The 9,918-nt window shown below is 63.8% G+C and carries 9 protein-coding genes and 1 tRNA gene; 6 read left to right on the top strand and 4 right to left on the bottom strand.

The annotated features are described in order from the left end of the window. The first annotated feature begins 224 nt into the window (after positions 1 to 224). Positions 225 to 473: a hypothetical protein gene (locus XcyCFBP4188_RS14195; RefSeq protein WP_139051623.1), complete on the top strand. Its 249-nt coding sequence runs from the start codon at positions 225 to 227 to the stop codon at positions 471 to 473. A 210-nt stretch (positions 474 to 683) separates the two neighbouring features. On the opposite strand, the gene XcyCFBP4188_RS14190 is transcribed toward XcyCFBP4188_RS14195, so the two are convergent. From XcyCFBP4188_RS14190 to XcyCFBP4188_RS14180, 3 genes are all read right to left on the bottom strand, one after another. Continuing rightward, positions 684 to 770, bottom strand: a tRNA-Leu gene (locus XcyCFBP4188_RS14190). A 142-nt stretch (positions 771 to 912) separates the two neighbouring features. Continuing rightward, the gene (locus tag XcyCFBP4188_RS14185) at positions 913 to 3,150 is read right to left on the bottom strand and encodes a beta-glucosidase family protein (RefSeq protein WP_046932638.1); all 2,238 of its coding nucleotides are present in this window, start codon (positions 3,148 to 3,150) and stop codon (positions 913 to 915) included. Positions 3,151 to 3,273: 123 nt separating this feature from the next. Beyond that, positions 3,274 to 5,043, bottom strand: coding sequence for a M14 family metallopeptidase (locus tag XcyCFBP4188_RS14180; protein WP_006450866.1), 1,770 nt, complete (start codon positions 5,041 to 5,043; stop codon positions 3,274 to 3,276). A gap of 296 nt (positions 5,044 to 5,339) precedes the next feature. Here XcyCFBP4188_RS14180 and XcyCFBP4188_RS14175 point away from each other — a divergent pair, with 296 nt between their 5' ends. Together XcyCFBP4188_RS14175 and XcyCFBP4188_RS14170 are read left to right on the top strand one after the other, a co-directional pair. After that, positions 5,340 to 6,905 (top strand): POT-type proton-dependent oligopeptide transporter, encoded by a 1,566-nt coding sequence (locus XcyCFBP4188_RS14175; RefSeq protein WP_043909084.1) that lies wholly within the window; start codon positions 5,340 to 5,342, stop codon positions 6,903 to 6,905. 7 nt (positions 6,906 to 6,912) lie between these two features. Further along, positions 6,913 to 7,521, top strand: a complete 609-nt coding sequence (locus tag XcyCFBP4188_RS14170) for a rhomboid family intramembrane serine protease (RefSeq protein WP_006450868.1) — start codon at positions 6,913 to 6,915, stop codon at positions 7,519 to 7,521. A gap of 159 nt (positions 7,522 to 7,680) precedes the next feature. Here XcyCFBP4188_RS14170 and XcyCFBP4188_RS14165 read toward each other — a convergent pair whose 3' ends face one another. Further along, on the bottom strand, positions 7,681 to 7,869 hold the full coding sequence (locus XcyCFBP4188_RS14165) for a hypothetical protein (protein ID WP_006450869.1): 189 nt from the start codon (positions 7,867 to 7,869) through the stop codon (positions 7,681 to 7,683). Positions 7,870 to 8,084: 215 nt separating this feature from the next. Between XcyCFBP4188_RS14165 and XcyCFBP4188_RS14160 the strand changes: the two genes are divergently transcribed. From XcyCFBP4188_RS14160 to XcyCFBP4188_RS14150, 3 genes are all read left to right on the top strand, one after another. Further along, positions 8,085 to 8,369, top strand: coding sequence for a GNAT family N-acetyltransferase (locus XcyCFBP4188_RS14160; protein ID WP_006450870.1), 285 nt, complete (start codon positions 8,085 to 8,087; stop codon positions 8,367 to 8,369). A 49-nt stretch (positions 8,370 to 8,418) separates the two neighbouring features. Beyond that, entirely contained in the window at positions 8,419 to 9,264 is an 846-nt protein-coding gene (locus XcyCFBP4188_RS14155; protein WP_104592333.1) for a DUF3298 and DUF4163 domain-containing protein, read from the top strand. 66 nt (positions 9,265 to 9,330) lie between these two features. Beyond that, the gene (locus tag XcyCFBP4188_RS14150; RefSeq protein ID WP_006450872.1) at positions 9,331 to 9,831 is read left to right on the top strand and encodes a MarR family winged helix-turn-helix transcriptional regulator; all 501 of its coding nucleotides are present in this window, start codon (positions 9,331 to 9,333) and stop codon (positions 9,829 to 9,831) included. The last annotated feature ends 87 nt before the right edge of the window (positions 9,832 to 9,918 follow it).

Here is a 9,918-nt window from a genome sequence, read left to right as displayed (position 1 = left end):
GCCCACGCCGGCTCTCGACACCTAAACTGCCAGAATCCGAACAGATAAGGCTCTTACGCGGCATCCATGCCGCGTAAGGTCCCGCGCCGGTGGGCGGGCAAGGACCAATCAAGATGGTCGGTGTGCTTAGCGCTTCTCAAAGCAACCAGCAAAAGCTGTTTCAGAGAAGCTCATCGCCTTCGCGCTGCAGTCGTCTGCTGATAACGACATGCAGGTGTTTGTCGATGCACTGCGTGCCGACAACAGCATCCAATTCTAAGGGTGTGGTCAACACGACGGGCTATGCCGTTCTGGCAAATCTCGGCGCAGATGTGGCGATTCGCGTGTTTGCATCGAATGTGCTGCTGTTTCCTGCGTCCAGCAATGCGCTGAGCAGTCTTGCCGAGGCGTATGAGGCAAACGGAGATCTCGCCCATTCAAGCGGCATCAGGCAGAGCATCAAGAACATGCCCGCCCTGCCTGGAAAACAATGATCTGCATTCTTTGCGAGATGGACGCGCACCGGTAGGCAGCATGGCCCCGCTCTGTGATACGTGTTCGCATGTCGAAAGTCACTGGTGGCGCATTCCTGTAGCGCTGCCTATCGGCATGCTCAGCAATGCCGACAGACCATCGTCCAATCGTATGGACCAAACGCAAAAAACCCCGCCTGAGCGAGGTTTTTTACGATCTACCGTGAGTCGTGGTGCCCAGGAGAGGACTCGAACCTCCACGAAGTTGCCCCCGCTAGCACCTGAAGCTAGTGCGTCTACCAATTCCGCCACCTGGGCGACTCAGGGGGCGAATTGTGCAAGTTGCGCACGAAGCTGTCAACGCATCTCGCACAAATTCTTCGTGGTGGCTGTCGCCTGCCGGCGACGTGAGAAGACGGCGCGGCGGACGTGCGCATTGCACGTCCGCCGCGAGATCTGATTACGGCAGCTGCGCCGCCTGCAAGGTGACTTCCGCACTCTGCACCGGTTCGCTTGCCGAACGCGCCAACTGCACGCGGTAGGTGCCGGCCGCGATGTTCCAGTGACGCGCCTTGGCATCGAAGTCGGCCAGCGTCTTGGGTTCGGCGATCACCTGCACGTTGCGCTTTTCGCCCGGCTTGAGCGTGAGCTTCTGCCAGCCGATCAGGCGCAGCGGGGTGGCGTGGCCGTCGGGCAGGGTGAGGTAGAGCTGCGGCACGGCGGCGCCGTCGCGCTGGCCGATGTTTTCCACTTCGAAGTTGGCCGTGAGCTGGCTGCCGTTGGCTTCCACGCGCAGCCCGCCCATGCGGAACTGGGTGTACGACAGGCCGTGGCCGAACGGGTAACGCGGGGTCAGCTTGCGCGCGGCGAACCACTTGTAGCCGACATTGGCACCTTCGATGGCGTAGTCGATGCTGTCTTCGCCCGGCTTGGCCGGCTTGAAGCCCAGGCCCGGGATCGACGGGCGCGGCAGCTGCGATTCGTCCACCGGCCAGGTCACCGGCAGATGGCCGGACGGATTGACGGCGCCTGTCAGCAGGTTGGCGATCGCCTCGCCTCCGCCGATGCCCGGATACCACGCCTGCAACACCGCCGGCACGCGCTCGGCCCACGGCATGCGCACCGGGCCGTTGGTTTCCAGCACCACGGTGGTCTTGGGGTTGGCCTTGGCCACCGCTTCGATCAGTGCGTCCTGGTTGTCGGGCAGTTGCATGTCCGGCAGGTCCACCGATTCGGCGGCCCATTGGGTGGCGAACACGATGGCCACATCGGCGGCCTTGGCCGCGCGTGCTGCGGCAGCGCGGTCCTTGCCGTCGACATAATCGATCTGCACGTTCGGCAATGCGGCGCGCAGCGCCTGCAGCGGCGAGGACGGATGGATGATCACCGGGCCGGGCCAGGTGGTCGGGGTGAGGCCGGGCACGGCGTTGCCGCCGTTGATGGTGTAGTCCACCCGCGAGGAGCCGCCGCCGGACATCACGCCCTTGTCGGCGTACCCACCGATCACCGCGATGCGGCGCACGTCCTTGGACAACGGCAGGGTCGCCTGCTCGTTGCGCAGCAGCACGCTTCCTTCTTCGGCGACATGCTGCGCGGCCAGCAGCCCGGCCTTGCCGTCGATCGGTTGGCGCTGGGTTGGGTGATCGAACGCGCCATGCGCGAACAGGCTGCGCAGCACGCGCTTGACCATATCGTCGAAGCGCGCGCGCGGCACCACGCCGGCCGACACCGCCATCCGCAGCGGGGCATCGAAGAACACCGCCGCATCGAACACTTCGCCGGCCGATTGCTGATCCAGCCCGGCCAGCGCCGCCTTGGAGCCGCTGTGCACGCCGCCCCAGTCGGACATCACATAGCCGGGGTATTTCCATTCCTGCTTGAGCACCTGATTGAGCAGGTAATCGTGCTCGCAGCCGTAGATGCCGTTGATCTTGTTGTAGGAGCACATCACCGATGCGGGGTCGCCGATCTTCAACGCGATCTCGAATGCCAGCAGATCCGATTCGTGCATCGCCTGCTCGCCGATCTCGGCGCTATGGAAGTTGCGCCGCGTTTCCATGTCGTTGAGCGCGAAGTGCTTCATCGTCGACAGCACGTGCTCGCTCTGCACGCCACGAATCGATTCGCCAACCATGGTGCCGGCCAGCAGCGGGTCTTCGCCGGCATATTCGAAATTGCGCCCGTTGCGCGGGTCGCGCTGCAGGTTGACGCTGCCGGCCAGCAGCACGTTGAAGCCCTGCTGCCAGGATTCGCGGCCCATGGTCTTGCCGCCGGCATAGGCCAGTTGCGGATTCCAGCTCGATGCCGTGGACGGACCGGATGGCATCGCGGTGGCAAAGTCGCCCTTGCGGATGCCGCCGGGATTGGTCACGCCCACGCCGGCGTCGGCCAGCTGCTGCGCCGGGATGCCCAGGCGTGGAATGCCGGGCACGTAGCCGGCCGAGCCCAGCGCGCCCTCGGGCTTGGGAATTTTGTCGGTGCCCAGGCCGAAGTAGCTGCGCAGCATCTGGAATTTTTCGTCTTCGCTCATCTGCGCGAGCAGGCGGTCGGCGCGCTGATCTGCAGTCAAGGCGGTATCCATCCACGGCTGCGCTGCAGCGGCGGGTTGTGCGCTGAGCGGGGCGGCAAACGCGACGCTCATGCCGAGTGCAATGGCGAGCGCGAGACGGCGCGGCGTGGCGCGTGTAAACGTTTTCATATGAGGGTGTGGCACGGGTGGTCCTTGTGGTGCGGTTGCAATCAGGGGAGGGCACCGCAGTGCCCAAGTTCGAATGGCGCGCGTGCGCGCCGAATCAGGGGGTTGCCGTAATCGGACGCGGCATCAGAACTGCGTCTGTGCCGTGCGCAACACCGGATACAAGCGGTAGCGTTCGTCCCAGGAGGAATGCAGGCGGGCGAAGAATTCCAGGCGTGCTTTCGGGTCGGCGGCGAAGGCGGCATCGCTGGCCAGGCGTTGTTCGAATTGCGCCTTCACTGCCGGGTCGCGCTCGAGCATGTCGCGGGCGACGTCCTCGGCGACGTAATCCTCCATGTATTCCTTGCGCTCGAATGCGGTGTTGAACAGACCCCATTGCAGTAGCGAATCCGGTGCCTGCGGCTCCAGCATCGCCATCACCAGGCGCGACCTGGCCTGGGCGATCGGGACGAACAACGAGCCGGCCGGCACGCTGCGGGTTTCATCGCGCCATTGGCCGGCGATTTCCAGGTTTTGATGGCCTTCGTTGGAGCGTGCGGCAAACGTTGCCTTGTCGGCACGGAAGCTCTGCACCGGATACTCGCCAGCAGTGGCGATGGTGTCGAAGGCGATGCCGTGCAGGCGTAGTTTTTCCGCCACCAGCGCGGCCTGCGCGGCAGGTACCAGATAGCCGCCGCGTGGCGCGTCGACCACCACGTCGGGGGTGATCTGATCGCGTAACGGCACCTTCCAGATCTGTGGTCTGGTCTCGTCGTAGCGCGTCATCAACGCGCCGGAAATCGGCGAAGGCGTGCGCGTGTAGGCGTAGCCGCGGAAGGCAACAGTGCGTGCGCCCGGGCCGGCAGCGAAGCTCAACGGCTCCATTTCGCCAGCCAGTTTGGCGGCACGCTGATCGGCCGCCAGCGCATCCGCGCGCCACTTCGTACCGTTGCGCGCGGTCTGCTGCAGCACCGACACGATCGCGTTGCGGGTGACGCGCACACGCACCGGGTAGGTCTTCCACGAATGCGTTTCCACCAGCATGCCGAAGCGGTTGCGCAGCAGGAAATAGCCATGCGAAAAACGCGGCGGCGACACGTCGTCGGCAAACCCGGAGGTCGGGTCGTCTTCGTGCACGAACGAGGGGTAATACGGCAGCGGCAGCGAGCCCTGTTTGGCCAGATCGGCAATCACCGCATCGCGCCAGCGCGTGCCGTCGCGTTGCAGCATGGCATCGCCGGCATGCACCGGTTCCACCTGCACCGAGACATCGTGTTCGAACTTGGCGCCATCGGTGACATGCAGGTCCACATACATCAGCGGATCCCACTGCTGCACCAGCCGCAGCATCGCCTGCATTTCCGGTGCGTCGGCCTTGAGGTAGTCGCGATTGAGATTGAGGTTCTGCGCGGTGGTGCGCCAGCCCATCTGTTCGGGGCCACGTTGATTGGGGCGGTTCCAGGCGCCGAAGCGCTCGTGGCCGTCGACGTTGAACACCGGCACAAATACCCACACCAGTTTGTCGAGCACGCCCTTGCCGGCCTTGCCGTCCAGCAACTCGCGCAGCGCCAGAAAGCCCGCATCTTTGCCGTCGATCTCGCCGGCATGGATGCCGCCTTGCACCAGCACCACCGGCAACTTGCGCTGCGCGGCACTGGCCGCATCCAGCGCGCCGCTGGTGGAAACGATCAGCGCCTTCATCGGCCGGCCTTCCGGGGTGGTGCCGAACTCGATGCAGCGCACCGCCTGCGGATAGCGCTGCGCGAAGGCATCGCATAGCGCGATGACTTCATCGTAGCGTCCGGTTTGCGCAAAGCCGCTGCGCTCGGCCTGGGTAGTCAGCGGTTCGGCGGCCAGTGCGGCAGGGGCGGTGGTCAGCAGCAACAGGCTCAGGGCCAGACGGGTGAAGCGGGGCATCCAGCGGTCCAGTGTTCCAGGAAAACGTTTGCAATGTAGCCGAGCAGGCGCAGCAGGCCAATCTGCACTGCGTCATGACTTGCGTGTGATCGGCTTGGCAGCGGGGTTCGATACGTGTTTTTCAGCATGCGCCTGGCCGAACGACTTTCCGAACCGAGCTACGACCGTAGCAACGGCCGCAGCGGGGTCGACGCATGCAACGTCCTACACCGAAAGCCTTATCCAATGGTCGCGATGGCGGCCAACCCGCAGCCGCCGGTACGATAGCGCGTGTTTTCTGCTCGACCGGACTGCCTTTGACCACTTCCACCTTGCCGGGCTCTACTGCCGGCGCGCGGTTGCCGCGCCAGATTCCTTTCATCATCGGCAACGAGGCCTGCGAGCGCTTCAGCTTCTACGGGATGCGCAACATCCTGGTGCAGTTCCTGATCACCTCGCTGCTGCTGCAGGAAGTCGGCGGACCCGGCCGCGAGGCGGAGGCCAAGCACATCCTGCACAGCTTCATGATCGGGGTGTATTTCTTCCCGCTGCTCGGTGGCTGGTTGGCCGATCGTTTCTTCGGCAAATACAACACCATTTTGTGGTTCAGCCTGGTGTATTGCGCCGGCCATGCCTGCCTGGCGCTGTTCGAAGGCAGCCGCAGCGGATTTTTCGTCGGGCTGGGGCTGATCGCATTGGGCGCGGGCGGGATCAAGCCGCTGGTTGCCTCGTTCATGGGCGACCAGTTCGACCAGTCCAACAAGCACCGGGCCAAGGTGGTGTTCGACGCCTTCTACTGGATCATCAACTTCGGCTCGTTGTTCGCCTCGTTGCTGATTCCGCTGGCGCTGAAACATCTGGGTCCGGCATGGGCGTTCGGCATTCCCGGCATCCTGATGTTCGTGGCCACGCTGGTGTTCTGGCTGGGCCGCAAGCGCTATGTGCGGGTGCCGCTGCCACCGAAGGATCCGCACGGCTTCGGTGCGGTGATGCGCACCGCCTTGCTGGCGCATGCGCCGGGGCAGGGCCGTCCCGGCCTGATGCTGGCAGTGGTGTCGGTACTGCTGGCGCTGGCCTGCTTCGCGCTGGTCGAACAGCTCGGCATCGTCATCTGCCTGTGCATGGCGCTGGTGTTGCTGCTGGCGGGCATCGGTGGCGGCACCTGGTGGCAGCTGGAGCGTGCGCGCGGCATCCATCCCGATACGGCGGTCGAAGGCGTGCGTGCGTTGCTGCGGGTGCTGGTGATCTTCGCGCTGGTGACGCCGTTCTTCTCGCTGTTCGACCAGAAGGCCTCGACCTGGGTCCTGCAGGGGCGCGAGATGACCATGCCGGCCTGGTTCACTGCCTCGCAGATGCAGGCGCTCAATCCGCTGCTGGTGATGCTGCTGATCCCGTTCAACAATCTGGTGCTGTACCCGCTGCTGCGGCGTGGCGGCTGGGAGCCCACCGCGCTGCGCCGCATGACCTGCGGCATCGCCTTCGGCGGCCTGGCCTGGATCGCGGTCGGCGCCATCCAGATCGGCATGGACGGCGGCGAGCCGATGCATATCGCCTGGCAGATCCTGCCCTATGCGCTGCTGACCTTCGGCGAGGTGCTGGTGTCGGCCACCGGTATCGAGTTCGCCTACAGCCAGGCGCCGCCGTCGATGAAGGGCGTGGTGATGAGCTTCTGGTACCTGACCACCACGGTGGGCAATCTATGGGTGCTGTTGTCGAACGTGGCGGTGCGTAACGAGACGGTGACCGCACATATCGCCGATACTGGGCTCAGCGAAGCGGCATTTTTGATGTTCTTCTTCGCGGCCTTCGCGTTTCTGGCGGCACTGGCCTTCGGCCTGTACGCACGCCGGTATCGCATGGTCGACAATTACCGTTCTGCCTGAGGTCCGCATGATTACCTTGATCCTGATCGCCATCACCGGCATCGTCTCGTGGATGGCGTTCAACAACCGCAAGCTGGCCGACCGGCTGGTGCTGTGGCCGCCGGCGCTGGACAAGCAAAAGCAATACGACCGCCTGGTGACCTACGGCTTCATCCATGCCGACCTGGGCCATCTGGTCTTCAACATGATCACGCTGTTCTTCTTCGGCCGGTACATCGAAGACGTGATGACGCGGCTGAGCGGCAGCGTGCTGACCTATCCGCTGTTCTATCTGAGCGCGCTGGTGGTGTCGATCCTGCCCAGCTATCTGAAGAATCAGAAGAACCCCAATTACCTCAGCCTGGGCGCTTCCGGCGCGGTGTCGGCGGTGTTGTTCGCCTTCATCCTGCTCAAGCCGTGGACGATCATCCTGGTGCTGTTCATTCCGGCGCCGGCGATCATCTATGCGGTGTTCTACGTGGGCTACAGCCTGTGGATGGACCGCCGTGGCGGCGATCGCATCAACCACAGCGCGCATCTGGCCGGTGCGGCCTTCGGTGTGATGTTCATGCTGATCATGGAGCCGCGGGTGTGGCAGGTGTTTCTGGAGCAGCTGTCCAATCCGCGCTTCGGATAAGCGCGTCGGTTGAGCGCGTCGATTGAGCCGGATTGCCGAAGGACGGCGTGGCCGTCAGGCGGCGCGGCGGTGATCGGAAATCGTGATGGCTGGGTTGCCTGAGGCAACCGGCCAGGGCCATTGATGCGATTGGCCCTGGCGGTTAACGCGACGCGTGGCTCAGGCCGCGTTGCGTTCCTGGTCGGCAACGGCAGTGCTGCCGTAGGCCTGCTGCAAGCGCTCGTACACCGTATCGTTGAGCTGCGCGAAGTCCGGGTTGTGGGTATCGCCATTGATGGCGAACTGGAACAAGCCCTCCAGCAACGAGCTATCGCTGTCTGTGCTGTGTCCTGCCGAATCGTTGTTCATGCGGTGACTCCTCGTAGGTAAGGCGAGGACCTCGGCAGACGGTCAACAGACCAGAAACAGCCAATGCCCTTGGCTGAGCTATCGGCGTTTTGCGAGCGAACTTAAGAGCGCGTTCGGCAAGCTGGGCTGCGAGTCACAGCATCGATTCATTTTCACGCAGGCGCGGCGCCGCGCTGGTCACACTCACCACCACACACTGCCGGGCGCAGACCACGATGGAGGCGGCGACAGTGCACGCAGAACACGATCCAACCCAGCAACGTTTCAGCGTAGACACCGATGGACATCACGCCGAGCTGGCCTACCGGCGCGAAGGCGAGCGCATGACCATCACGCATACGCATGTGCCGGACGCGATCGGTGGACGCGGCATTGCCGCAGTGCTGGTCGAGGCCGCTTTGCATTACGCGCGCCAGGCGGGGTGGAAGGTCGTACCCGAGTGCAGCTACGCCGAGGCGTATGTACGTCGGCATCAACAGTTTCAGGATCTGCTGGCCTGATCGCCGGCAGCGTGTCTTTGCAGCGTGACTTCGATGAGGGGCAGGTGGGATGGGGCGGTTGTTTGCAGTGAATGGAATGCGGGGCGTGCTGATGCTGGCTCTGCTGGCAGGGTGTACACAGCGCGCACCTACAACGGCAGAAACGACGGAGCCGGCAGCGGACGCAACAGCGCAGGCGATGCCGCCTCCGGAGCCCGTCGTCGTGCAGAGTGGCCCATTGGAAGATGTGATCGAGCATGCGCCTGCCTACATGGTCGGCATCAGCTATCCGCGCGGGTTGGACGCGTACCCGGAACTGGCCGCACTGATCCGCAGCTATTCACAGGATGCGCGTGCCGAATTGATGGAGGCCGTCGCTGGTCTTGGCAACGACAAACCGGCCGCGCCTTACGAGCTGTCGCTGGCATTCGAGACCGTGCTGCAGACCGCCGACCTGATCGTGGTATCTGCCGATGGCAGCCGCTACACCGGCGGTGCGCACGGCGAGCCGCTGGTGGCGCGCTTCGTGTGGTTGGTCAAGGAGCGCAAGCAACTGACGGCGCAGGCGCTGATTCCCGACCCGGCGGGCTGGGAAAAGATCGCACGCGAGGTCGCCGCGCAGTTGCACAATGCCGCCGCCCAGCGTGTGGAAGCCGATCGCGTGCCGGTCGAGGATCAGGCCGAGCAGGTCGCCTCGGCAGACCGCATGATTGCCGAAGGCACGGCGGCACAGGTCGACAACTTTGCCCAGTTCGTGCCGGTGCTCAATCCTGCCGGGCAGATCGCTGCGCTGCGCTTCGTGTTTCCGCCGTATCAGGTGGGACCATACTCGGATGGCACGCAGATAGCGCAGGTCTCGGCAGCCACATTGTTACCGTGGATCGCGCCGGAATATGTACATCTCTTCGCTCGCTGAGATGTCACCCCGCAGATGATGTGATTGAATGGCTTGGCCATTCAGTAATGTAATCGAACGGGTGATATGAGCAGTTTCGATCCAACCGCAAGTCGCGTGGACCACACTTGCGTGCGTTACCCGGCGTTCCCGCGGGAGCCGGCTGTCCTGGTGAGGTTGATCAAGCATCTCTACAAGCGATTGCATACGCAGGGCTCCGTGCGGCTGAAGCCTTACGGAATCAGTCCACCGGAATACGAAATTCTGATGATGCTCTACGGCACGCCGGAGCAGGCCATCACGCCTACCGAAGTGGCCGAAGCGGCCAGCGAGAAGCCGGCCAACATCACCCGGCTCACCGATCAGCTCTGCGAAAAGGGACTGATCGCGCGCGGCAGCAGCCCCGACGACCGGCGCAAGATCGTGCTGACGCTGCAGCCTGCAGGCCTGGCCTTGATCAAGAATCTACTTCCCGATGCCTGCACGTTGTTAAATGCAGAAACTGCCGGCATGAGCGAAGCCGAGCAGGTGCGCCTGGAGAAATTGCTGAGAAAACTGCTCGATGGTGTGGACGCGGTCGAGCTCTGATCGATACGGATCTGCCCCGCCACACGCGCCATCGCACACATGAAAACGCCGCCCGGATCGCTCCGGGCGGCGTCTTGATTTTCGCAA

It is taken from the genome of Xanthomonas hortorum pv. cynarae (genome assembly GCF_002939985.1).
Classification (GTDB): Bacteria; Pseudomonadota; Gammaproteobacteria; order Xanthomonadales; family Xanthomonadaceae; genus Xanthomonas; species Xanthomonas hortorum_D.
This window is presented reverse-complemented; position numbering and strand designations above follow the sequence as displayed.